Source organism: Acinetobacter sp. YH12108, assembly GCF_013419055.1.
In the GTDB taxonomy this organism is placed as follows: Bacteria; Pseudomonadota; Gammaproteobacteria; order Pseudomonadales; family Moraxellaceae; genus Acinetobacter.
Genome location: NZ_VPAW01000002.1, coordinates 73,199 through 97,745, shown reverse-complemented (window position 1 = coordinate 97,745; position 24,547 = coordinate 73,199). Strand labels below are relative to the sequence as shown.

General features: G+C 42.5%; 23 protein-coding genes and 1 pseudogene. 4 read left to right on the top strand and 20 right to left on the bottom strand.

The features are described 5' to 3' along the window. Positions 1-3: 3 nt before the first annotated feature. From alr to ppsA, 12 genes are all read right to left on the bottom strand, one after another. Positions 4-1,074: an alanine racemase gene (gene alr, locus FTU46_RS01960; protein ID WP_179992464.1), complete on the bottom strand. Its 1,071-nt coding sequence runs from the start codon at positions 1,072-1,074 to the stop codon at positions 4-6. A 231-nt stretch (positions 1,075-1,305) separates the two neighbouring features. Then, a complete protein-coding gene (gene dnaB / locus FTU46_RS01955) occupies positions 1,306-2,745 on the bottom strand; it encodes a replicative DNA helicase (RefSeq protein WP_004783882.1) in 1,440 nt (479 codons plus the stop codon). A 216-nt stretch (positions 2,746-2,961) separates the two neighbouring features. After that, entirely contained in the window at positions 2,962-3,408 is a 447-nt protein-coding gene (rplI, locus tag FTU46_RS01950; RefSeq protein ID WP_004783880.1) for a 50S ribosomal protein L9, read from the bottom strand. 9 nt (positions 3,409-3,417) lie between these two features. Further along, the gene (rpsR, locus tag FTU46_RS01945; protein ID WP_004278792.1) at positions 3,418-3,645 is read right to left on the bottom strand and encodes a 30S ribosomal protein S18; all 228 of its coding nucleotides are present in this window, start codon (positions 3,643-3,645) and stop codon (positions 3,418-3,420) included. A 12-nt stretch (positions 3,646-3,657) separates the two neighbouring features. Continuing rightward, positions 3,658-4,044 carry a 30S ribosomal protein S6 gene (gene rpsF / locus FTU46_RS01940; RefSeq protein ID WP_004696436.1) on the bottom strand — a complete coding sequence of 129 codons (387 nt, stop codon included), beginning with the start codon at positions 4,042-4,044 and terminating at the stop codon, positions 3,658-3,660. A gap of 283 nt (positions 4,045-4,327) precedes the next feature. Continuing rightward, positions 4,328-5,206, bottom strand: a complete 879-nt coding sequence (cyoE, locus tag FTU46_RS01935) for a heme o synthase (protein ID WP_166134971.1) — start codon at positions 5,204-5,206, stop codon at positions 4,328-4,330. Positions 5,207-5,216: 10 nt separating this feature from the next. Beyond that, positions 5,217-5,546 carry a cytochrome o ubiquinol oxidase subunit IV gene (locus tag FTU46_RS01930; RefSeq protein ID WP_171064814.1) on the bottom strand — a complete coding sequence of 110 codons (330 nt, stop codon included), beginning with the start codon at positions 5,544-5,546 and terminating at the stop codon, positions 5,217-5,219. After that, positions 5,543-6,163, bottom strand: coding sequence for a cytochrome o ubiquinol oxidase subunit III (gene cyoC, locus FTU46_RS01925; RefSeq protein WP_166134969.1), 621 nt, complete (start codon positions 6,161-6,163; stop codon positions 5,543-5,545). The genes FTU46_RS01930 and cyoC overlap by 4 nt, the downstream gene beginning before the upstream one ends. Before the next feature lie 4 nt (positions 6,164-6,167). Further along, on the bottom strand, positions 6,168-8,156 hold the full coding sequence (gene cyoB / locus FTU46_RS01920) for a cytochrome o ubiquinol oxidase subunit I (RefSeq protein ID WP_166134966.1): 1,989 nt from the start codon (positions 8,154-8,156) through the stop codon (positions 6,168-6,170). 3 nt (positions 8,157-8,159) lie between these two features. Then, positions 8,160-9,236, bottom strand: coding sequence for a ubiquinol oxidase subunit II (gene cyoA / locus FTU46_RS01915; protein WP_005236020.1), 1,077 nt, complete (start codon positions 9,234-9,236; stop codon positions 8,160-8,162). A gap of 301 nt (positions 9,237-9,537) precedes the next feature. Beyond that, the gene (locus FTU46_RS01910) at positions 9,538-10,344 is read right to left on the bottom strand and encodes an RDD family protein (protein ID WP_180104232.1); all 807 of its coding nucleotides are present in this window, start codon (positions 10,342-10,344) and stop codon (positions 9,538-9,540) included. 417 nt (positions 10,345-10,761) lie between these two features. After that, complete coding sequence (gene ppsA, locus FTU46_RS01905) at positions 10,762-13,140, bottom strand: phosphoenolpyruvate synthase (protein WP_004783865.1); 2,379 nt, start codon at positions 13,138-13,140, stop codon at positions 10,762-10,764. A 154-nt stretch (positions 13,141-13,294) separates the two neighbouring features. Here ppsA and FTU46_RS01900 point away from each other — a divergent pair, with 154 nt between their 5' ends. Further along, a complete protein-coding gene (locus FTU46_RS01900; RefSeq protein WP_166134959.1) occupies positions 13,295-14,131 on the top strand; it encodes a pyruvate, water dikinase regulatory protein in 837 nt (278 codons plus the stop codon). 243 nt (positions 14,132-14,374) lie between these two features. Here FTU46_RS01900 and FTU46_RS01895 read toward each other — a convergent pair whose 3' ends face one another. The 4 genes from FTU46_RS01895 to FTU46_RS01880 all read right to left on the bottom strand — a co-directional run bounded on the left by FTU46_RS01895 (position 14,375) and on the right by FTU46_RS01880 (position 17,506). Continuing rightward, entirely contained in the window at positions 14,375-14,938 is a 564-nt protein-coding gene (locus FTU46_RS01895) for a flavoprotein (protein WP_180017546.1), read from the bottom strand. A 280-nt stretch (positions 14,939-15,218) separates the two neighbouring features. Beyond that, positions 15,219-16,223 carry an LLM class flavin-dependent oxidoreductase gene (locus tag FTU46_RS01890; RefSeq protein WP_180104231.1) on the bottom strand — a complete coding sequence of 335 codons (1,005 nt, stop codon included), beginning with the start codon at positions 16,221-16,223 and terminating at the stop codon, positions 15,219-15,221. 155 nt (positions 16,224-16,378) lie between these two features. Beyond that, positions 16,379-16,828: a hypothetical protein gene (locus FTU46_RS01885; RefSeq protein WP_004783858.1), complete on the bottom strand. Its 450-nt coding sequence runs from the start codon at positions 16,826-16,828 to the stop codon at positions 16,379-16,381. A 249-nt stretch (positions 16,829-17,077) separates the two neighbouring features. After that, positions 17,078-17,506, bottom strand: coding sequence for a glycine zipper domain-containing protein (locus FTU46_RS01880; RefSeq protein ID WP_034171622.1), 429 nt, complete (start codon positions 17,504-17,506; stop codon positions 17,078-17,080). A gap of 354 nt (positions 17,507-17,860) precedes the next feature. Here FTU46_RS01880 and prfA point away from each other — a divergent pair, with 354 nt between their 5' ends. After that, positions 17,861-18,949 carry a peptide chain release factor 1 gene (gene prfA, locus FTU46_RS01875; RefSeq protein WP_004783856.1) on the top strand — a complete coding sequence of 363 codons (1,089 nt, stop codon included), beginning with the start codon at positions 17,861-17,863 and terminating at the stop codon, positions 18,947-18,949. Beyond that, positions 18,949-19,767 carry a peptide chain release factor N(5)-glutamine methyltransferase gene (prmC, locus tag FTU46_RS01870; RefSeq protein ID WP_180104230.1) on the top strand — a complete coding sequence of 273 codons (819 nt, stop codon included), beginning with the start codon at positions 18,949-18,951 and terminating at the stop codon, positions 19,765-19,767. The genes prfA and prmC overlap by 1 nt, the downstream gene beginning before the upstream one ends. 69 nt (positions 19,768-19,836) lie before the next feature. On the opposite strand, the pseudogene FTU46_RS01865 reads toward prmC, so the two are convergent. The 4 genes and pseudogenes from FTU46_RS01865 to FTU46_RS01850 form a co-directional block, all read right to left on the bottom strand. After that, a pseudogene (locus tag FTU46_RS01865) lies at positions 19,837-20,654 on the bottom strand (ABC transporter permease). Beyond that, a complete protein-coding gene (locus FTU46_RS01860; RefSeq protein WP_180018571.1) occupies positions 20,654-21,625 on the bottom strand; it encodes an aliphatic sulfonate ABC transporter substrate-binding protein in 972 nt (323 codons plus the stop codon). Before FTU46_RS01860 ends, FTU46_RS01865 begins: the two are co-directional and overlap by 1 nt. Positions 21,626-22,024: 399 nt before the next feature. Continuing rightward, the gene (locus FTU46_RS01855; RefSeq protein WP_004783846.1) at positions 22,025-22,378 is read right to left on the bottom strand and encodes a hypothetical protein; all 354 of its coding nucleotides are present in this window, start codon (positions 22,376-22,378) and stop codon (positions 22,025-22,027) included. Between the two features lie 228 nt (positions 22,379-22,606). Next, positions 22,607-23,629: an AraC family transcriptional regulator gene (locus FTU46_RS01850; protein ID WP_180104229.1), complete on the bottom strand. Its 1,023-nt coding sequence runs from the start codon at positions 23,627-23,629 to the stop codon at positions 22,607-22,609. 138 nt (positions 23,630-23,767) lie between these two features. Between FTU46_RS01850 and FTU46_RS01845 the strand changes: the two genes are divergently transcribed. Next, on the top strand, positions 23,768-24,538 hold the full coding sequence (locus FTU46_RS01845; protein ID WP_180104228.1) for a 3-hydroxyacyl-CoA dehydrogenase: 771 nt from the start codon (positions 23,768-23,770) through the stop codon (positions 24,536-24,538). Positions 24,539-24,547 lie beyond the last annotated feature (9 nt).

The window sequence follows — 24,547 nt, the reverse complement described above, 5'->3', positions numbered from 1 at the left end:
TCTTTAAACCAGTTTGCGTACCGGGCGGGCAGACATACGGCAAAGCAATTCATAACCAATGGTGCCATTGGCTTCAGCCACATCATCGACCAGACGGGATTTGCCCCATAGTTCGACTTCAGTACCCAATTCCAGATTGAGACCAGTTGCATCAATGGCAATCATGTCCATTGCCACACGGCCAATCACACGGGTTTGCTGACCATTAATCGCTACATGGTTCTGTTTTGGGAAAGCACGTGGATAACCGTCACCATAACCGATAGAAACAATGGCCAAGGTCATGTCTTTGTCAGCAGTAAAAGTTGAACCATAACCGACATGTTCACCAGGTTTGATATTATTCAATGCAATCACTTCAGCGGTAAAAGTCATGACTGGTTTTAGATCTAGATCATGTACAGTCTTGTCTGCAAATGGAGTCGCGCCGTAGAGCATGATGCCCGGACGAACAAAGTCAAAATGCAATTCTGGATATTTATAGATCGCAGCTGAGTTACAGCAAGAACCCATTAAAGGTGCGCAGTCATTCTTCACTTCCAAGAACTGCTGGATTTGCTGTTCATTGAGAGGATGTTCCGCATCAGCATTGGCAAAGTGCATCGCCAGCACGCAGGTAAAACCTTCTGCTTTTAATTGATTGATCACATCTTTAATCACATCAATTTTAAAACCAAGACGGTTCATACCGCTGTTGAGTTTTACCCAAACTTTTAGGCCTTTCGCAATATAGGCTTCTTTATTTGCCAGTAACCAGTCCAGTTGTGGCTGATGATGCACAATGACTTCAATATTCTGATCGATCACAACCTGCATTTCATCTGCAGAGAAAATGCCTTCGATTAGGGTAATGGGTTGCTGGTAGCCGAGTTCACGAATTTCCAGGGCTTCTTCCAGACAGGCGACACCAAAGGCATCACTATCTTTTAAGGCTGCTAAGCAGTCTTTAATTCCATGTCCGTAAGCATTGGCTTTGACCATGCTGACGATTTTAGCGGTTGGGGCAAGTTGTTTGACACGGTTTAAATTATATTGCAGTGCTTCACTGTCAATATAAACTGTAGCTTGGCGCACCCTAGATACTCCTGCGGGATGACAAAAATAATATCGTGTGGAACACACAAAACAGGGAGAGAAATAACAGGATTGTGAAAACAAAAGCGGTCATTTCAAAATTGTGAATATTGTAGACCTATCTACTATAAATGGACATGCTCATTTATATAATTTCATGCACAGCAAGCATTCTAAATAAAAAAGAGACCATTTCGGCCTCTTTTCTACACTCAGATCAAACTTGAATACTTACTCTTCATCATCATACTGGGCATAGAACTCAGGAGAGAGGTTACTGAAACGGGTATATTGACCTTCAAATGCCAGACGTACGGTACCAATTGGACCATTACGCTGTTTACCGATAATAATCTCGGCAGTGCCGGCTTCTTTCGATTCCTTGTTATAAACCTCGTCACGGTAAATAAACATGATCAAGTCGGCATCCTGTTCGATCGCACCAGATTCACGAAGGTCAGACATCACCGGGCGTTTGTTGGGACGGTTTTCTAGAGAACGGTTCAACTGTGATAAGGCAATGACTGGACATTGCATCTCTTTGGCCAAGGCTTTTAAGCTTCGAGAAATTTCCGAGATCTCGCCTACACGGTTATCACCCATACCCGGTACTTTCATCAATTGAAGATAATCGACCATGATACAACCGAGCTTACCGCCATGCATTTTGGCAATACGACGCGCACGCGCACGAACCTCAGTCGGTGGTAGTGCAGAGGAATCATCGATATAAAGATGCTTTTCCTGTAAATGCACAATGGTACTAGTCACTTTTGACCATTCATCACTGTCCATTTTACCAGCACGCAAGTGACCTTGATGCACGCGGCCGAAAGAGGAAATCAAACGCATCGCAATCGAATCCGCTGGCATTTCCATCGAATAGACCAGTGCAGGGAGGTTGTTGTTAAACAGCACGCTTTCGACCAGGTTCATGGCAAAGGTGGTTTTACCCATAGAAGGACGGGCTGCGACAATAATCAGGTCGCCAGCCTGCATACCGGAAGTTTTATTGTCCAGTTCCACGAAACCGGTGGTCAGACCGGTAATTGAACCTTCAAGCTGAGAAAGTTCATTTAGCTTATCGAATACGTCTGCGACAACGGTATTAATGGCTTTTGGGCCTTGAGCCTTGGCATTGTTATTATGTTGTTCGGCAATCGAGAAAATATTAGTTTCAGCCAGATCTAGAATTTCACTCACCGGACGGCCTTTAGTGTCATAGGCATTCTGTAAAATTTCAGAGCTGACCTTGATCATGCTACGTAAAGTAGAGAACTCTTTAATTTTGCCGGCATAGGTTTCCAGGTTATAGAAACTCGAAGGCGAATCAGCCATCAGCTGCATTAAATATTCTTCACCACCGACCGCATCGAGTAAGTTCTGCTTGATCAGCCAGTCATGAACCAGTACTGCATCATAAGGCGAGTTTTCCTTAGAAAGCTGTTCAATGGCACGGAAGATATATTTATGCCGGGTCGCATAAAAATCATTTTCGGTAAGTACATCGCCGACTTGTTCAAAAGATTCAGCCACAGTCATAAGGGCAGCAAGTACAGCCTGTTCAATCGCTAAATTGTGCGGGGGAGTACGGAACTCCTTAAGTTGGGTATCAGCAACAATTTCTGGTTTAGCGGTAGGTGCCTTTTTGCTGGCATTCGCCTGTGACATATAAATCCCTGATTTTAAATACAATGGTTAAATATTGTCGGAGATGAATAAGGTTTATTCACTACGAGATGAAATGATACGCGGTCTGATCCAAAATGCGAAGTGCAATTTTTTGTGAACGCGAAGAATAAATTGAATTTTCTACTGTTGAGCAGATTATATTTTTTAGAGATAAAAAAAGAGCATGCCAAAGCATGCCCTTTTTTCGGTGAGAAATTACTCAGCTACGATAGTAACCAGAACTTCTGCAGCAACATCATGGTGCAATTGGATTGCGATGTTGAATTCACCAGTGTTGCGAAGCGCGCCATTTGGAAGACGAACTTCAGCACGGTCAACTGTAAGACCAGCATTTGTCAACGCGTCAGCGATGTCACGCGTACCGATTGAACCGAACAGTTTACCTTCATCACCAGCTTTCGCAGTGATTACGATGTTTACTTCGTTCAATTGGTCAGCACGTGCTTGAGCAGCAGCTAATACTTCAGCTTCTTGTTTCTCAAGTTCAGCACGACGAGCTTCAAAAGCAGCAGTGTTAGCTTCAGTAGCTGCAACTGCTTTACCTTGAGGGATCAAGTAGTTACGGCCGTAACCAGCTTTAACTGAAACTTTATCACCAAGTTTACCAAGGTTTTTAATGCGTTGTAATAAGATAATATCCACAGCTCAACCTCACTTATGATTGTCAGTGTAAGGGATCAAAGACAAGTAGCGAGCTTGTTTGATAGCAAGTGCTAGCTGACGTTGGTAACGAGCTTTAGTACCTGTAATACGGCTAGGAACAATCTTGCCGTTTTCAGTGATGTACTGTTTTAAAGTGTCGATATCTTTGTAGTCGATGTACGTAACGTTCTCAGCTGTAAAGCGGCAGAACTTGCGACGACGGTAAAAACGTGCCATGTTAGGTTCTCCTTATGCTTCAGCAGAGTCTTGAGCTTGTTGTGCTTCTTCACGTTGAGCTTTACGCGCACGTTTTTCTTCAGCACTCTTAGCCAATAGTGACTCTTCAGTGATAGCGTTTTCACGACGGATGATAAGGCTACGAATGATTGCATCGTTATAACGGAACAATTCTTCTAGCTCATCAAGAGTAGTTTGACCACACTCAACATTCATCAGAATGTAGTGAGCTTTGTGGATCTTGTTGATTGGGTAAGCCAATTGACGACGGCCCCAGTCTTCAAGACGGTGGATTTGACCTTCAGCTTCTTTGATGTGAGTCAGGTAACGTTCTACCATACCCACAACTTGATCGCTTTGGTCTGGATGTACCAATAGTACGATTTCGTAGTGACGCATTGTCAGCTCCTTACGGTTTAAACAGCCCCAATTTAAGTGAAATTGAAGCAAGGAGTCACAACCTTGGTTGTGTCGCATAATATGCGAAGCGTGAAGTTTAGTGGTTTTGGGGCTGAAATACAAGCAAATCTTGCCGGATGATGAATGTTTAAGCAGGTACGGAAACAAATGAAAAATTTACAAGAGTTAAATTTCTAGAAGAAACCAGTAACTTTAAGTTGGCTTTAAGGGAATTATTTATTTAGCAAGAGAAATAAAAAAGATAGAGTAAAACTCTATCTTCTTAAAAGAATATGATTGGATTCTGCGGGGCAGTAGAAGTAAAACTGAAAATAATACTGATCACGGTAATCAGTTTGACCGAGAACATGAAATACTGTTTTGCCCATGCCTGATCATCTTCAGCTTTAAAGCCTTGAATACTGAGATAGATCCAGTAAAGCGTCATCAGATTTAATACCACCAGATAGATCCAGTTTGCATAACCATAAACAAATAGAGCATTCATGGTAATTCCGAACAATATCACGTAGATCAAAGATTCGATCTTGGTACGTCGAATTGAACGTGCGACAGGCAGAATTGGAATGCCTGCATTTTTGTAATCTTCAAAACGATAGACTGCAATTCCCCATGAATGGGGCATTTGCCAGAGTGCATACCCTAGAAAAATTAAAAGGGCACCCAGGTCAAACTGGCTTGCAACTGCGGTATAACCGATCACAGGCGGTGCTGCACCAGAAATACTGCCTACCAGTGTTTGGTGAATAGTTGTTCGTTTTGTCCATAAGCTGTAAAAACCAACGTATACGACAAAACCAATAACTGCGAATAGGAAAGCGTATGCATTTACCCAGAACCATAAAATGCCAAAACCGATCACACCCAGTACAAAAGCAAAGGTGAGAGCAACAGGTACAGAAATAGTTTTTTTGACAAGTGCGCGATTTTGCGTGCGCTGCATTTTTTGGTCGATGTCCTGATCAATAACGTTATTGACCACGCATCCTGATGCCACTACGAGAGTAGTACCAATAAGAGTAAGAAGCAGGAGAAGGAAATCTACAGAACCTTGAGTGGCTACGAAGTAGCCACCCAAAGTGGTAACAAAGTTACCGAAGAGAATTCCTGGCTTAGTCAGGAATAAATACTTTTTCAGCATGACAACCAGTTTAGATCATCATGTTGTAGTGTAGGTAGTTCATGATCCATACAGAACCCACTAAAAGAATAGCGATGGTTAAGATGGTATACACAAATGCAATTACGTTCCAGCGTTGCTCTGAAGAAGAGTTCATGTGCAAGAAGTAAATTAATTGCACAAGAATCTGAGCAACCGCAGTAATTGCAATAGCAGTAATCAAGATACCGCGGCTAAAACCACCTGCCATGACCATACCGAATGGAATTACAGTAAGGACAACAGACAGGATGAAGCCAACAGTATATTGCTTCATGTTACCGTGTGATTCGCCAGCAGCGTTATGATCATGACTCATTATAGAACTCCCATCAAGTAAACTACGCTGAATACACAGATCCATACGATGTCAAGGAAGTGCCAGAACAAGCTTAGGCACGCAAGACGACGAGTGTTAGGCAGAGTCAAACCATATTTCTTGATTTGAATCATTAACACGATCATCCATACCAAACCTGAAGTCACGTGGATACCGTGCGTACCTACCAGCGTAAAGAACGAAGACAGGAACGCAGAAGTGCTAGGGCCATGACCAGCATGAACTAAATGATTGAACTCATAAAGTTCCATACCGATGAAGGCAGCACCAAATAACCAAGTGATCGCTAACCAGGTAAGAACCTGACTAACGTTTTTCTTGTAGGCAGCTAGAACGGCAAAACCAAAAGTTACGGAAGAGATCAAGAGGGCAAACGTTTCAGTTAAAACGAAGCCTAATGAATCACCAAACAGATCACGCGCGCTTGGAGTGCCTAATGGAACGTGGCTACTTAAAACAGCGAATGCAATGAAGAGTGTACCGAAAAGGATAAGGTCACTCATCAAGTAAGTCCAGAAACCAAAGACAGTGATGTCAGTATCATCGTGATGATGATGCTCATCGTGTCCGTGGTTATCGTGATGAAGTACTTCAGCCATGGTCTTAGTCCTTCTTCAAGTGTTTTTCAAGGATCGCATAACGTTCACCTTCAATACGCTCAACTTCAGCAGCAGGAACATAGTAATCCACTTTCTTGGTGAAAGAGGACACGATGAAGCTGATGATAGCTGCTACGAAAGTAACCGCTACTAACCACCAGATGTGCCAGATTAACGCGAAGCCCATAACAGTAATGAACATTGCGATAATGAAACCAGCAGCACGGTTAGTCGGCATATGGATATCTTCGTACTTCGTAGGTTTTGCATAAGCAACACCGTTTTCTTTCTCGATCCAGAAAGTATCAATACCATTGATCTTTGGAAGATGAGCAAAGTTATAGAACGGAGCAGGAGAAGATGTAGCCCATTCAAGCGTACGACCATCCCATGGATCGCCAGTCAAATCTAGACGTTGATCGCGTTGTAGGAAACCAACAACGATTTGCATGATGAAACATACAATACCAAGTGCTACAAGAACTGCACCGAACATTGCGATGTTTACATACGGATCCCAGTCTGGGTTATCAAATGTATTCAGACGACGAGTCATACCCATGAAACCAAGGATATAAAGTGGCATGAATGCAAAGTAGAAACCGAAGAACCAGAACCAGAATGCTGCTTTACCCCAAGTCTCATTCAGTCTCCAACCAAACATTTTCGGCCAGTAGAAGATGATACCCGCGAACATCGCGAATACTACACCACCAATAATTACGTTATGGAAGTGAGCGATCAGGAATAAAGAGTTGTGTACCAGGAAGTCCGCTGGTGGAACTGCCATCAATACACCTGTTAAACCACCGATACCAAAAGTCACAAGGAAGCCAAGTGTCCATAGCATTGGGGTAGTGTAAACGATACGACCCTTGTACATGGTGAACAACCAAGAGAAGATTTTCACACCAGTAGGAATCGCAATAATCATGGTCATGATACCGAAGAACGCGTTAACGTTGGCACCTGCACCCATGGTAAAGAAGTGGTGAACCCATACAACGAATGACAATACTGTAATTGCAACTGTTGCATACACCATTGATTTATAACCGAACAATGCTTTACGAGCGAAAGTCGATACAACTTCAGAGTAAATACCAAATGCTGGCAATACCAGAATGTATACTTCTGGGTGACCCCAAGTCCAAATCAAGTTCACATAAAGCATTGGGCTACCGCCTAGCTCGTTTGTGAAGAAGTGGAAGCCGAAGTAACGGTCAAGAGACAGCATTGCAATAGTAGCAGTCAACACTGGGAATGCTGCGATAATCAATACTGCTGTACATAAAGATGTCCAGGTAAAGATTGGCATTTCCATCAGTTTCATGCCAGGCGCACGCATTTTGATGATGGTAACGAAGAAGTTAACACCCGTTAATAGCGTACCCAGACCTGAAATCTGCAGTGCCCAGATGTAGTAATCCACACCGACGCCAGGAGAGTATTCAATGCCTGATAGTGGAGGATAAGCCATCCAACCAGTCGCAGCGAATTCACCAATCGCAAGTGAAGCCATCATCAGACCCGCAGCACCAGCGAACAGCCAGAAGCTTAAAGAGTTCAATAATGGGAATGCAACGTCACGTGCACCGATTTGAAGCGGTACAGAGATGTTCATTAAGCCAACAACAAGACCCATTGCCACGAAGAAGATCATGATCACACCGTGTGCGGTGAAGATCTGGTCATAGTGTTCTGGGTGCAAGTAGCCTTCGCCGCCACCTTTTGCAAGGAACTGCTGAAGACGCATCATAATCGCATCGGCGAAACCACGTACCAGCATGATCACTGATACAAAGATATACATGATACCAATTTTTTTATGGTCTACAGATGTGAACCATTCGTTCCACAGGTAGCCCCATTTTTTGAAGTAGGTAATACCTGCAACAACTGCGATACCACCTAAGATCATCATTGCAACAGTTACCAGTACGATTGGATCGTACGGAATTGCATCTGGACCTAACTTACCTAAGAAGCTCATGAATTATTCTCCTTGAGAAGCAGTCGCATGTTCAACATCTACATGTGCTTCAGAAGCAGCTGCTTCCTGGTGAGCAACAGAAGACGCTGAGTGATCAGCACCGTGATAGTTACTCATGTAGTTATTGATCACAGATTCAAACAAACCTTGCTCAACAGAAGAGTAGTAAGTCACTGGATGTGGCTTAGTTGGGTAAGGCTTCATTGCTTCAGCAGCAGCCTTCTCTTCAGGAGTCGTAGCTTTTGCAATAATCGCTTCGATTTGGTGTTTACCACGGTTACCGTCACGCAAGCTTGCAAATTCAGCTTGGTCTAAAACAGTTTTTTGAACTGCTTCTGGATTTACTGAAGTACCGTTACCTGCTTTAACTGCAGCTACCCATTCAGCAAACTGAGCATCAGTCACAGCATGTGCACGGAAGCGCATTTGTGAGAAGCCATAGCCTGAATAGTTAGAAGAGAAACCGCGGTAGCCTTCAGCTGGGCTAGTTTCGTCTGCCATTAAGTTCAGGTGAGTTTGCATACCCGCCATTGCATAGATCTGACCACTTAACGCAGGGATGAAGAATGAGTTCATCGTGAAGTTAGAAGTCAAACGAAGACTTACCGGAGTTTTCTCTGGGAAGCGAATTTCGTTTACAGTCGCAATGTTTTGTTCTGGGTAGATGAAGATCCATTTGAACTGTTCAGCAATAACCTGAACTGTTAATGGTGCTTTATCTGCCTCAAGTGGGCGGTATGGGTCGTACTTGTGGGAACCCCACCAAGTTAACCAAGCTAAAATACCAATAATAATGACAGGGATACCCCAAACTACAATTTCAATCGCAGTAGAGTGTGCCCATGTAGGTTTATAGTCTGCGTCTTTATTCGATGCGCGATATTTCCAACCGAACCATAATGCCATGATAATTGATGGAATTACCACCAATAGCATTAAGTAAATCGCAGTCATCATCAGGCTACTTTGGCCTTCAGCAACTGGACCCTTAGAGTTCAGAAGTACTAGATCACCACCACACCCTGTTAAAAGTGCAGCCATCGTTGATAAAGACAATACAGCTAAAATCGTTTGTCTCATTTTACAACCTCGGTGAAGAGTCCCATTCCCTAATTTAATATGGGATAGCGATTAAAGTGTCGCATGATAAAAGAGGCCGTTTTTTTACAAAACACCCTTCTAATCATAATACACCGCTACGTTGTAGGGCATTATGCCTGATATTGCCAAACTAAGCTATATATAAAGGTGCTTTAAATGACTGTAATAAAAACTGATTTTGTTGGTCGGGTTTCAAGAATATTTATAGGAATTTTATTGTAATTTCAAAGTTATGTAGGAAAATGGGATGCCAAAACATCCCATTTTATGGCAGAACTAATTATTGTTTAACGACTTGGGTTTTTGCCAGTTTATCGTGCACGGTTTGACGTTTTTGCCCTAAACCGAACGCCCAGTCAATAATTGTGCTGAGTGGCATGAAGATAATATTCAGGAAAATAAAGAACACACTGCGAATAGTGAAGGCACGCATCAAGCTGGTTTTTTCACCAGTCTCGGCATCTACGATCTTAATTTTAGTCAGTTTTTTACCAATACTTTGACCTGATTTGGCAATTAAAAAGGCCTGAATAGCGAGCATGATCACCAGGTAAATTGCAGTCGCAATCCAGGCCTGCTGTGAAAACATGTCAAACATCTGAGTCTGTAGTTGCTGTGCCAAAGCAGGGTCAGCATCACTACTTAACATCACATTCATGAACTCCTGATTCAGTTGTGCAAACTGGGTTTCCTGTTCAGGAGTAAAAAATGCGGTCAAAATAAACGTCGCAGGCAGCCATAAAAGCAGATCCACAATCTTGGCTAAAATACGGCTTGGAATACTCGCCAGTTCTTTTTTTGCTGCAACATTTTGAGAACTGCGGGCACGAAGATGGTCTGTACTTGACTCATTTGTGTTCTGTGGAGCCTGATAGACTGGTGTCGCTGGCGTTTTTGGTGCTACATAGCCTTCAGGCTGATAGATCAGTTTCCCTTGGGTGAGTTCACCTAAAGCTTTCCATTCGGTCATACCTTGATGCCAAGCCAAATCAGTCAGAAGTACCTGTTGGTTGGCAAGCATCTGATTTAATTGCTCGAGCGTATATGGGCCAGCTTGTTGATTATTTCGTGCCAAGTAAATCTGCATATAAACTGAATCTCAAAAATATAAATTTAGACAAAAATTGAACTAGGAGTTTAAGTATTTTCAGGCTGAAAACAAATAAAAGAATATAAGTGTAATATATGGATAAGTTTAGGATTTTCAAGAACGTTCATCACCAAATTCCTCCATAATTGAGACAGTGTAGCAAGGATTGATGATTTTGCTATCAAGATGTGAAAATTCACTTAAATTTAATTATGCAATTTTTTATCATGGTGTTTGTTGGTATTTGTTTGTCATTACACTAAGAAGCTTATGCTTATATAAATAATTTGATTTCAGCTAAATCAAAAAACATATGATTAACCGCTTAACTATAAATGTGATTAAGACAGTATCTAGGTAATATTGAGAACATAAAAAAAGACCCTATGAAAGGGTCTTTTCTTATAGAGTGAATTAAGCCTTTTGAGCTTTCTCTTCAGACAGGAAGAACCAGGTATCCAATACTGAGTCTGGGTTAAGAGATACAGATTCAATACCTTGTTCCATCAGCCATTGTGCAAGATCTGGGTGGTCAGAAGGACCTTGGCCACAGATACCTACATATTTGCCTGCTTTACGGCAAGCATGGATGGCCATAGAAAGAAGCGCTTTTACTGCTGGATCACGTTCATCAAACAAGTGAGAAACAATACCAGAGTCACGGTCCAGACCAAGTGTTAATTGAGTCAAGTCGTTTGAACCGATAGAGAAACCATCGAAGTGTTCAAGGAACTGTTCAGCTAACAAAGCGTTAGTTGGCAATTCACACATCATGATCACTTTAAGACCATTTTCACCACGTTTCAGACCGTTTTGACCTAATAGCTCAATAACACGTTTAGCTTCAGCAACAGTACGTACGAACGGGATCATGATTTGAACATTAGTCAGGCCCATTTCGTCACGAACTTTTTTCAGTGCACGGCATTCAAGTTCGAAGCAGTCACGGAAGTTGTCAGATACATAACGGCTTGCACCACGGAAGCCCAACATTGGGTTTTCTTCTTCAGGTTCGTACAGTTTACCGCCGATCAGGTTAGCGTATTCGTTTGACTTGAAGTCAGACATACGTACGATCACTGGTTTGTCAGCGAACGCAGCAGCAAGAGTAGAGATACCTTCAACCAGTTTTTCTACATAGAATTCGATTGGAGATGCATAACCTGCAGTACGGGCAAGTACAGCAGCACGAGTTTCACGTGGCAGACTATCGATGTTCAATAATGCTTTAGGATGCACGCCGATCATACGGTTGATGATGAACTCTAGACGAGCAAGACCAATACCTTCGTTCGGAATTTGTGCGAAGTCAAATGCACGATCCGGGTTACCTACGTTCATCATGATTTTGAACGGAAGTTTTGGCATAGATTCGATAGAGTTGGTTTGGATTTCGAAATCCAATGCACCTTCGTAGATGAAACCAGTATCACCTTCAGCACAAGATACAGTTACTTCCTGACCGTCAACCAGGACTTCGGTTGCATTACCACAACCTACGATAGCTGGAACACCAAGCTCACGTGCAATGATTGCAGCGTGACAAGTACGACCACCACGGTTAGTTACAATCGCTGCAGCACGTTTCATTACTGGTTCCCAATCCGGGTCAGTCATATCAGATACAAGTACATCACCGTCTTGTACTTTGTCCATTTCTTTAATTGAAGTTACGATGCGGACTTTACCAGAACCGATACGTTGACCGATTGAACGGCCTTCACAGATTACAGTACCACGTTGTTTTAACAGGTAGCGTTCCATCGTGCCGACATTTTCACGGCTCTTCACAGTTTCAGGACGCGCCTGAACGATGTAGATTTTGCCGTCATCACCGTCTTTCGCCCACTCGATGTCCATTGGAGAACCGTAGTGGTTTTCAATGATCAGTGCTTGCTTAGCCAATTCTTGCAGTTCATGATCGTTCAATGCAAATTGTTGACGATCCGCTTTTTCTACATCAACTACAACAACTGATTTACCCGCAGCGGCTTCTTCACCATAAATCATTTTCTGGTGTTTAGAACCTAAGTTACGGCGCAGTACAGCGTGTTTGCCTGCATTTAGAAGCGGTTTTGAAATATAGAATTCATCCGGGTTTACTGCACCCTGAACTACCATTTCACCCAAGCCATAAGAAGCTGTAATGAATACTGCATCACGGAAGCCTGATTCAGTATCCAGCGTGAACATCACACCAGCTGCGCCAGTTTCTGAGCGAACCATACGTTGTACGCCTGCAGAAAGAGCAACCACGTCATGCGCAAAGTTTTGGTGTACACGGTAAGAGATCGCGCGGTCATTGTACAAAGATGCAAACACTTCTTTGATCGCGATCAGAACGTTATCGATACCACGAATGTTCAGGAAGGTTTCTTGCTGACCTGCGAAAGAAGCATCAGGTAAGTCTTCTGCAGTCGCAGATGAACGAACGGCAACCGCGATGTCAGGGTTGCCGTTTGAAAGTTCTGCAAAAGCTGCACGAATTTCCTTTTCCAGTTCAGCAGTAAGTGGAGTTTCCACAATCCATTGACGAATCTTTGCACCAGTTTCAGCAAGTGCATTGACGTCATCAACGTTAAGTGCAGCAAGCTCTGCATTGATTTTAGCGTTTAGGCCACTTTGCTCGAGAAATTCACGATAAGCAGCAGCTGTTGTTGCGAAGCCACCTGGTACTGATACACCAGCATTAGATAAGTGGCTGATCATTTCGCCCAGAGATGAGTTTTTCCCACCTACAAGCTCAACATCGTGCTTCCCTAATTTTTCTAGACCAATTACGCGCGCTTCCAAAGTTGTTACTCCACTTTTGCAGTATTAATCACTATCTTGGCATGAGAGTATAGCAAATCTTCTAGGTTTTTGATTTTACTAAGCGACAGTCATGTAAGATCGGTTTACTATAAAGATTATATAGTACTAAGACAAATGTTTGAGGAGAATTTTAATGTCAGAAGGTAAACAAATTCAGCGGAGTGTGTTTTTTATTTCCGATGGTACTGCCATTACTGCTGAAACCCTTGGCCACTCACTGTTAGCGCAGTTTCCGCATGTGGATTTTGACATTCATATTATCCCTTATATTAGCTCTGAAGAAGCGGCCATGAATGTGGTCACAGAGATCAATGAACGTGCCCAAAAAGACGGTCAAAAACCTTTGGTTTTCGATACGTTGGTGGATCCCTATGTGCGTGAAATCATTAATACAGCAAATGCAGTAAATCTTGATGTTTTTGAAGGGCTTATCAGTAAATTATCAGAAGAGCTTGGTACTGAACCTACGACTTTAGTCGGTCAGACCCATGCGGTGACCGATTCTGAGTCTTATAAGGCACGTATTGATGCCGTACATTTTGCGCTCGACAATGATGATGGTGCGCGTACGCGTCACTATGATAAGGCTGATCTGATCCTGATTGGCGTATCGCGTTCCGGTAAGACTCCAACCTCAATTTATTTGTCTCTGCAATTTGGAATTCGTGTAGCGAACTATCCGCTAACTGAAGAAGATCTGGACGATAACCGCCTGCCAGCAGTGCTAAGACCGCATAAAAACAAGCTTTTTGGCTTGATGATTGATGCAGAACGTCTGGTTGCAATTCGTACAGAACGTAAGGCCAACAGCCGTTATGCCAGCTTTAGCCAGTGTCAGATGGAACTGCGTGCAATTGAAGGCATCTATATTTCGGAAGGGATAAAGTACCTGAATGTTTCGGAAATGTCGATTGAAGAAATCTCAACGCGTGTCTTACAGATGACAGGACTAAAACGTAGAATTGGCTAAAAAGAATTCAGAGCCAGACTTCAGTTTGGCTCTGATTTATAGATAAAAATTAATAAAAATACTGCTTTCATAGAAATAAAATATGAATATTATAAGTTGTTGAAATATTCAATATTTTAATAAAAAATGTAGTGATTGTTTTTTAAACTTTTTTGCTATTCAATGAAATCAAAAATTCAATTTTGCAGAGCTAAATTTTTCCAAATACACTCCGAATTTTTAATCTTATGTGCTAAAAACAGATTAACTTGCTGATTGAAAAGTATGCACAATTAGCTCAACCTGATGTTCATCTCCATTAATACAATGAATACTATTTTCGGAAATTTTTGCAATAGGCCAGGTAATCAGCTGGCAATTTTCACGTTGCAGAGCAGCATAATAGTGATCTGATTTAAGATAAACTTTGGATGCGGCTGCAAGATTTGGCATGAGCTGGCGTCTGAGCCATAAATTTTGTACCTGATTTTCCAGATAACGTAATGATAAAATGCTTTTAATGCGGTTATTAAATAGGCGTCGATTTTTAATGATTAAGGGGTGATTTAATAACCGCTGCAAACCACGTTCAGTACCTGGCAATACAAATTGCGGATTAATCTGAAAAACTTTTACTGAGTGAGCTTGCTGGCTAATCTTGTTGAGCTGGCTTACGGTAAATTGATCCGTACCGATAATCGCAATATCTTTTCCGGCACAGTCAAGTTCAGCGAGCTGGGAAGAGGGCATTTTAATGCCAGTAAAATGCTGGAAATTTTCGGGACGATTCTCAAATATACCCGTGTGTGCATCCTGCTTGGTAGACATTGTTTTTCCTTGAAATTATTTAATAATTGGTCTTATTTGCTTTGTTATAGATATTAACAAAAGCCCTAGAGCGGTAAAGTTCAAAATTTAACTTAGACAGTCATTCTTTTTTCTATTGTATTTTTAATGAGACATAGATGTATTAAAGCGCAGGAGATCCATCTTAGACATGGATTTATCTATTTGGAGACTTAAAATTTTCAAACAAAGTTTTAAAAAATATACCCATTCCTAAGAGTGGGTATATAGATCAGAATAAATTAGGCAAAGCAAGACAGCATTATTGCCCGTTTTTGATCTGCATCAGCAATTCAAAATTATGCAGACGTTTCTCTGTGTCATAGATGTCACAGGTGAAGATAAACTCATCTACATCATATTTTGCTATGAGTGCTTCCAAACCGGCTTTAACAGTTTCTTTGGAACCCACTTGCGCCATGGCAAAGAAATTGTCGACAGACATTTTTTCAGGTGGTGACCAGAGTCCTTCCATAGAATCAATCGGCGCTTTCAATTTCAGGCTTTGACCGCGAATCAGGGCAAGGACACGCTGGTAAGCACTTGTTGCCAGATATTCAGCTTCTTTATCTGTATCTGCGACACAAGTCGGTACGCCCATAGAAACATAAGGACGATCCAGATATTCAGACGGTTCGAAATTGTCCCGATACAATTGAATCGCTTGACCAAGCATACGCGGAGCAAAGTGAGATGCAAAAGAATAGGGTAGACCAAGTTTTGCTGCCAGTTGTGCGCTAAACAGGCTCGAACCTAATAACCACACAGGTACGTGTGTGCTTTGGCCTGGAGTTGCCACAATGCGTTGGCCTGGAATCGGATCTTTAAAGTATTGCAGAATTTCTAAAACATCCTGCGGGAACTGATCTTCAGTTTCCTGACGGCCACGACGTAAAGCACGCATGGTCATTTGATCGGTACCAGGAGCACGGCCTAGACCCAGCTCAATACGATCTGGATATAAAGTCGCTAATGTACCGAACTGTTCTGCTACTACCAAGGGTGCATGGTTTGGCAACATAATGCCGCCAGAGCCAAGTTTGATGCTATTGGTATTTGCCAGTAAATAGCCTAAGAGAACGGCAGTCGCTGAGCTGGCAATACCATCCATATTATGATGCTCGGCCAGCCACATCCGGCTATAACCTAGACGTTCTGCGGTCTGGGCCAGTTCCAACGCATGTTGCAGGGAGAATTGAATGGTCTTATCGTCACGAACTGGAACCAGTTCGAGAATAGAGAACTGGATATCGGTAAGCGTACGCATAATATTACTCTTGAATAAACATGACTAAGAGCATACGACTTTGCATTGTATTTGTATATCGAAAAAAATCGATATATATGTAAACCAAAATAACAGGCAAAAAAATAAGCATCCGAAGATGCTTATTCAAGGAGGAAAAGTGATTAGAGGAAATCTTAGCGACGGTGGTTATAACGGTAGTTGCTAGTACGATAGTTTTTTGAACTATAGCGACGGTCATAACGGTCATCATAACGACGGTCTTCGCTGACTTTTTTACCAAGGGCAGAACCACCAGCAGAACCTAATGCAGCACCAATTAAGCCGCCATTAGAACCCGCCATGTTTTTACCTACGGCATAACCGGCACCACCACCTAAAGCACCGCCGATAATCGCACCATTACGGTCACGTTTATTCGCTGCTACTGCGGCACCAGCACCACCGCCAATCGCAGAACCGATTGTTGCACCAGTTGTACCACCCATTTTATTGCCCACTGCGGCACCAACGACACCACCCAAAGCAGAAGCTAAAGCCGTATTCGTTGTATTTCCGGCATTGGCGGCTGTCATACCCATGGCTGAGGTTGCTACGACAGCGATCATTAGAGATTTGTAATTCATGAGTACACCTTTTATATATCTAGCTGTATTTGTTGATGAGATAAATTTAATCTAGCAACCGTCAAATAGCATGGAGGCAGTGTTGGCGAATTGTGATTTTTATCTCCTTAATTTATTCATGATCTAGTTCTGATAATTTGATGTATTACATGAATTTGGATGTGTTGAACATACAATAAAAAAAGCACCCAAACAGGTGCTTTTAATGTTAAATGTAGCGTCGAATTTAAAGAGCCTAAGGGCAAGAAATTAACGGTGACGTTTTTTCCAGTGTTTAGCACGATTCGCTTTGGCACGATCGGCTGCTTTATCTTTAGAAATTTTATTACCTAATGCTGCACCACCCGCAGCACCGAGTGCTGAACCGATATAGCCGCCATTAGAACCGCCCATGTTTTTACCTACGGTATAACCAGCACCACCACCTAAAGCACCACCAATTGCAGATGAGGTACGGTTTTTCTTGTTACTTGCAACAGCAGCACCACCTGCACCACCTAATGCAGCACCAATTGTTGCGCCAGTGTTGCCCCCCATGTTTTTGCCCAGTGCAGTACCAGCAACGCTACCTAAAGCACTTGCTGCTGCCACACGTGCAGTACTGTCTGCATGCGCACTCACTGTCATCATTGAGCCAGCAGCCATTGCAGCACTCAGTAAAATTGCATTGAGTTTCATGTTGTAACTCCGTGTCCCTGATAGGACTTTCATATGTTAGTGTGTTTCGACGCAGAAAATGTAACAAATCATGCCCAAAAGAATGTGAAGATCTACCTCCATATTTAATGTGTTTATTTGCCAATTTGTAAAATGAGAAATAAATAAGGATCGAATTGAGCAGAAAAAATCCAAAACTGAAGATTTTATTTATATTTGTTAACAAATGGCGGTGACATCGCTGCATCTAAGCAATGACTTACTGAATAATGATGTTCATTGACCCAGAGAATCGTTAAACTAGGCGCAATTTTTTGATTTCGCTGTGCTAAATCACTGTTTAGGCACAGCCTTATGTTTGAGATTTTTTAGAAAATGAAAGAATCGTTACGTTTACGATTAGACCAACTCTCTGACCGTCATGAAGAACTGACTGCGTTATTGGCAGATGTTGAAGTGATTTCGGACAACAAGCGTTTTCGCCAGTTATCACGTGAGCATAATGATTTAACCGAGATTACCAGCGTTTGGACCAAGTACAAACAGGCTGAAGAAGATATTGAAACTGCGCAAGCTATGCTGTCTGATCCTGACTTTAAGGAAATGGCTCAGGAAGAGATTAAGGAAAATAAAGCCCTGATCGAACAGCTTGAGGCTGATTTGAATATCCTGATGATTCCAAAAGATCCGAATGATGCCAACTCTGCTTATTTGGAAATCCGTGCCGGAACCGGTGGTGATGAAGCGGCAATCTTCTCGGGTGATTTGTTCCGTATGTATAGCAAATATGCGGAATCTCAAGGCTGGCGTATTGAAATCCTGTCTGAAAATGAAGGTGAGCACGGTGGCTATAAAGAAGTCATCTGCCTGGTGAATGGTGAAGGCGTTTATGGTCGCCTGAAATTTGAAAGTGGTGCGCATCGTGTACAACGTGTGCCTGCAACAGAATCGCAAGGTCGTGTACATACCTCAGCATGTACTGTAGCAATTCTTCCAGAAGTGGATGTAGATACTTCAGTCGACATCAACCCGGCTGACTTGCGTATCGATACTTACCGTGCATCAGGTGCCGGTGGTCAGCACATTAACAAAACTGACTCTGCGGTGCGTATTACGCACATTCCAACCGGTACTGTGGTGGAATGTCAGGATGAACGTTCACAGCATAAAAACAAAGCCAAAGCGATGGCTTTATTGGTTTCACGTCTGGAAAATGCCAAACGTGCCGCAGCAGATGCAGCGACTTCTGAAATGCGCCGTGACCTGGTCGGTTCGGGTGACCGTTCAGAACGTATTCGCACCTATAACTATCCACAAGGTCGTATGACCGATCACCGTATTAACCTGACTTTATATAAGCTGGATGCCGTGATGGAAGGTGATCTGACTGAGCTATTAGACAGTCTGCATCGTGAATATCAGGCCGATCAGTTGGCCATGCTTGCACAGCAGAATGGTGGCTAATGAACATTCAAGAAGCACTGGCTTTACGTGGTGAACCTGAAAGTTATGAACGTCAGGAAAATGCCTGGCTGTTGGAACACATTACCAAGATTGATGCTTTTGATCTGGTAATGAAAAAAGACCAGCAGTTAACGCCTGAACAGGAACAGGCCTATGTCGAAAGCCTGGCGAGGATTGCTGCAGGTGAGCCATTGGCCTATGTCACAGGTTCACAACCGTTCTGGACTTTGGATCTAAAAGTCACTAAAGATACGCTAGTACCACGCCCGGATACCGAAGTGCTGGTCGAAACAGTCCTGAAATTAGACCTGCCGGAAGATGCACGAGTTGTTGACTTGGGAACTGGTACCGGTGCCATTGCCTTGTCACTGGCGTCTGAGCGCCCTAACTGGTCTGTTACCGCTTCGGATATTTATGAACCCACACTGGAAGTTGCGAAATATAATGCGGAACAGCATGATTTAGATCAGGTGCAGTTTGTGCTTGGTTCCTGGCTAAAACCATTTGGTCGGCAGTTCTTTGATGCGATTGTATCTAATCCACCGTATATTGATGCAGACGATGAGCATATGCCTGATCTGGCGACTGAGCCGGAACGTGCGCTGGTTTCAGACAAAAATGGTCTGGCTGATATTGAGATGATTATTCAGCAAGCTAAAAAGCATCTAACCGTAAATGGCTGGGTTGTGCTTGAGCACGGCTATGATCAGGGCGATGCGGTCCGCCATCTGTTTACTCAAGCTGGCTATAAACAGGTCCGTACAGTGAAAGATTATGGCGGAAATGACCGGGTAACTTTAGGTCAGTGGCCACATTAATTTTTAAAGCTTGATATAATAAAAAAGCGACCTGGATAGGTCGCTTTTTTAATTCTTTTATTCAATAAATTATGACTTTTTAATCACATCCCGCCAGCGTAGTAAGCGGGTTTCGAACAATTCATAATGCTATCGGTGATTTTGCCTAGGACTGCTAACAGGATAATCACAATATCCGGACGTGAAGTTTCACGACCATCACTGAGCAGATAACCAATCCCTTGAGTGGCAGCAATCAATTCAGCTGCAATCATAAACATCCAGGATAAACTCAGGCTATTCCTTAAGCCAGTCAATATTCCCGGTGAGGCAGCAGGCAATACAATCTGCTGAACCTGTTGCCAGTATTTCAGGCGATAGACTTTCGCGACTTCAAGCAGTTTACGATCCACACCCTGAATCGCTGCCACAGTATTGGTATATGTCGGGAAGAAGGCACCAATTGCGATCAAGGTGATTTTAGAAGATTCATCAATCCCTAACCAAAGTAAAAGTAACGGAATCCAAGCCAGACTCGGAATGGATTTAATTGCAGAAAACGTTGGTTCCAGAAAATCTTCTGCATGTCTGTTTAGCCCAACCAGGATCGCAAAGATCAGTCCCAATCCACTACCAATCCCAAAGCCAAGAAAAACCCGCCAGCTACTGGTCCAGATGTGTTGCCATAAATCGCCCTCAGCCAGTTCAGTAAAGGACTGAAACAGGCTACTCGGTGCAGGCAACAGATAAGGTTCGATTACGCCATTACGGACCAGTATTTCTACCAATACGATAAAAATAACAGGCAGGGTGAGGGCTTTGATCAGCGAAATGCTGCGTGGTAGCACAGCGGATTTTGGCTGTTCTTCCACGCTCAACTGTTCCGAGATGCTTTTCGGTATAGCCATTACTTAGTTGCAACCTTTTTAGCATAGCGGGCATCAAATAATTGAGTCACGACCTGATTGACATTGGTTCCTTTACGAACCAGTTCTTCTTCCGTCAGGATACGACCAGCTTTTTGTAATGCCCCGGTATGTTTGGTGGTTGGAATATTCTGATCCAGATTAGTACGGCTGAGTTGAAGCTTGGCGACTTCAATCGGAAGCTTGGCTTCACGTGCCAGTAATTCAGCCAATTTGTCGGGATTGGCTTTCGCCCATTGACGTGCCTGTTCATAAGCTTTAATCACTGCTTCAATCGCTTCCGGACTGGATTTGGCAAACTGGTCTTTTACGCTCAGTACGCTATAAGAATTAAAACTGACATTGCGATACAGTAATTTGGCACCTGACTGTGCCTGCGCAGATGCCATTAAAGGATCAAGGCCTGCCCAGGCATCGACCTGTTTACGCTCTAACGCAGTCTTACCATCCGGATGCTGTAAATGAACGAGCTCTACATCGCGTTTGCCCAAACCAATCGTATCTAAGGCTTGTAAAGTAAATAAGAAAGGATCTGTACCTTTAGTGGCAGCAATCTTTTTACCTTTCAAATCTTTCAGAGATTTGATATTTGAATCTTTATTAACGACCAGTGCTGTCCATTCAGGCTGGCTCTGGATATAAACTGTTTTAATCGGGCTACCATTGGCGCGGCTAAGCACTGCCGCTAAACCTGCAGTAGAAGCAAAATCTGTGCTACCGCTATTTAGATATTCGAGTGAGCGGTTACTGCCTTGGCTAAATACCCATTTAATCTTGGTTTTTGGCAAAGCTTTTTCTAGCAGTTTCTGTTCTTTAACCACCAGACTGGTCGGTGCGTAATAGGCATAATCCAATTTTAATTCAGATGGAATCGCTGCGTTAGCCAAGCCGGTAAAGAAAGAAATAGAAAGACCGAGTAAAGTCAGACCCGAAGTTCTTAATGTTTTTTTCATGAATATCTCAATCTTGAATTAAATTTTTTACATTCATATCGATAAATCGATAAGCACACAAAAAAGAAAAAAAGATAATCAAATCAAACTTGAATTAAATTTTTTACATTCATATCGATAAATCGATAAGCACACAAAAAAGAAAAAAAGATAATCAAATCAAAAAATGAAATAATTAACAGCTTTAAATATAGGTATTTGTTTTTATTTGAATTTATTAAATAAAGAATAGAAAGGTTTTGCTTAGATAAAATTTTAAAAATGGTATGGCGTAAATTGATAAGCTGTTTTTTTAATCATTCGTCTTTGCAGTAGTAAGTTTTATAAATAACGAGTGCCATAAAAAAAGCGATGCATTAGCATCGCTTTTTGAGTCACTATTTTATCAATCTGGATAGCTTACATTGGGTAGTCTTGCAGACAGTCATAAACCTCGACTTGATCCAGGCTACCAGTTTCCATTGCCAGGCAAAGAGCCACGACTTTGGCAGTATCAGCAAGATATTGTTCATCTTTCAGTGCAATACCTTGTTGTAATGCAACGATGCGCTCAGCCGGAATTTCAAGCGATTTCGCAGCTTCAGTGGCATCAATCTGGTTAAAGAAGTGCACAATAGCATCTTTGAGGGCAGAATCAGACGCATTCAAGATGCCTTGATTCAATTGCTCTGCATTAAGATCGGTCGAAGAAACTAAAGCCTGGGCGAAGTTTTGAACAAGATTTTGTCCAAGAACATCAGTCATCTTTAACATGGAAAATACCTTCAACAAGGAAAGAGGGAAAGGGAGTACAGCCAAAAGTGAAGCACTAAAAATTGATTGAAAAATAAACTATATTAATAGGGAATGCAAAGCATTATGGATGACCGTTCAGTCTTCTATTTTTGGGCTGTAAGCCTTGAAAAATATAACTGTTGAGAAAATATAAATTTAAATTTATATGCTAAATTTTAATCGTTTTTAAGTCTTATTAAATATAAATTATCTAGTAATATTTTGTCTATAGGCACCTGGACTAACCCCTGTCCATTTTTTAAAGGCACGATGAAAAGCACTGACTTCCTGGAAGTTAAGCTGATCACTGATGTCCTGCAAACTTTGATCCGTACGGGTTAATAGTTCAATGGCTGTATCACGACGAATCTCATTTTTGAGCTGTTGATAAGTCACACCTTCATTTTTAAGACGCCGTTGCATGGTGGCTTCAGACATATTCATTTTCAAAGCAAGCTCATTCAGTTCAAGCCATTCAGCCGGAGGTACTTTTAAAAGCTGTTTGCGGATCTGTGCACTTAGCGCATAAGGATTTTTAAAGCGAACTAGTAGGTTATGCGGAGTCTGTTGAATAAACTGATACCAGGAGGTTTGATCCTGTTTTACTGGGAGCTGCAAATAGGCTGCATCAAACTGGATATAGTTTTCACTGGCCTGATATTCAATCTGCTCACAAAAACGGACTTTATAATCAAAATCATCGAGTGGTGCGGCACATTTCAGTTGAATCTGATTAAGTAAAACCCGCTGTCCGCTTAACCAGCATAGCAGGGTATGAATCAGCATTAGATAGGTTGCATAACTAAACATGCGCTTGGTCTGGTTCTGATCATAGATCACGATATAGGCAAAGTTTTCTTCGACCATCAGTGTGCTGTGCAGATCATCCAGAATCAGATTAAAAAATTGCAGGATTTGCTGCAGAGCTTTTTCCAGCGTATCGGTCTGTAACAGCATTTTTGACAAGAGTTTGAAACTGCCACGGCGCATTGGATGGCTGTCCATGCCAAAAAATTCGTCATTCATGCTATCGGCAAGTGCAGTCCATAGCGCGGCATACTGCGCCACTGACACCCGTGCTTTAGCGGAATGAAGAATCTCTAAGGGAATTGAGGCCTTAGTTAGAATCGCAGCAATATCATAATGCTGTGCTTTGGCATTCAGCAGTGCTTCATGAACCAGATCAATTGAAATGGTTCCCTTACTATATTCCAAGGCTGGTAATTGCATAGCCAGTCAGATATCCCTTTTTTATTGTCCAAATGCATCAATCAAGATGCAACATTTGGAAATTGTACAGAATAAAATCTCTGTTTACTCTGCCTATTAAGTCGTAGCTTGTCATAAAAATAGGAACAGGACATTAACATGAAAATTCAGGGAAAAGTGATTGTGGTAACTGGTGGTGCATCAGGTCTGGGTGCAGCCACAGCGACTCATCTGGTAGAACAGGGTGCAAAAGTGATTCTGGTCGATATGAACCAGGAACAGGGCAATGCTTTACAACAGCAACTGGGTGAGCAGGCTGAATTTGTTCAACTGGATGTAACGGATGAGCAGGCGGTTGAAGCTTTCTTTAATCATGTTGAAAATCAGTATGGCCAACTCAATGGCTTGGTGAACTGTGCTGGTATTGCACCTTCTGCCAAGGTACTGGGCCGCAATGGAATCCATGAACTGGCGATGTTCCAGAAAGTGTTGAATATCAATGTAAGTGGCACATTCAATATGCTTCGTTTTGCAGCGGCTTTAATCGCGAAGTATGAGCTGCAAACCGATGAAGAGGAGCGCGGTGTAATCGTGAATACGGCTTCAGTTGCAGCCTTTGATGGTCAGATTGGTCAGACAGCTTATTCTGCGTCTAAAGGTGCAGTCGTTGCGATGACGCTGCCACTCGCGCGTGAGCTGGCACGTGAAGCGATTCGTGTCATGACCATTGCACCCGGCATTATGGAAACCCCAATGCTGAAAGGCATGCCGCAAAATGTACAGGATGCTCTGGGGCAGATGGTTCCATTTCCACCACGTCTGGCCAAACCTCAGGAGTTTGCCCAGGTAGTAGGTCATATCTTCGAAAATAGCTATCTGAACGGTGAAGTGATTCGTCTGGATGGCGCCATCCGTATGGCTCCAAAATAAGTTCGAGCC